This window comes from Anaerotignum faecicola (assembly GCA_024460105.1).
GTDB lineage: Bacteria > Bacillota > Clostridia > Lachnospirales > Anaerotignaceae > JANFXS01.
Genome location: JANFXS010000511.1, coordinates 1 through 399 on the forward strand (window position 1 = coordinate 1; position 399 = coordinate 399).

Consider the following 399-nt stretch of genomic DNA (forward strand, 5'->3'; position numbering starts at 1 on the left):
TATGCGGGCGGCCATGACAAGCTGGCTATTTTCCGCAGACGGCAGGTAGGGCTGATTTACCAGTTCCACAACCTCATTCCGACCCTGAATGTGGAGGAAAATATAACGCTGCCTGTTCTGATGGACAGACGGAAGGTCAATGAGGAACGGCTGAACGAACTGTTGGAAATGCTTGGGCTGGAAGACCGCAGAACACATCTGCCCAACCAGCTCTCCGGCGGCCAGCAGCAGCGGGTATCCGTCGGGCGGGCTCTGATGAACGCCCCGCAGGTCTGCCTGGCCGATGAACCGACCGGAAGCCTGGACAGCCGCAACGGGCAGGAAATCATCAGTCTGCTGAAATTAAGCAATAAGAAATACGGGCAGACCCTCATCGTCGTCACGCACGATGAATCGATA

The 399-nt window shown here is 56.1% G+C and carries 1 protein-coding gene; it reads left to right on the plus strand.

Going from position 1 to position 399, the window contains the following annotated elements; translation table 11 throughout:
• Positions 1 to 399 (plus strand): ATP-binding cassette domain-containing protein (locus NE664_15135; GenBank protein ID MCQ4727967.1); only part of this gene is annotated, 399 nt, incomplete at both ends.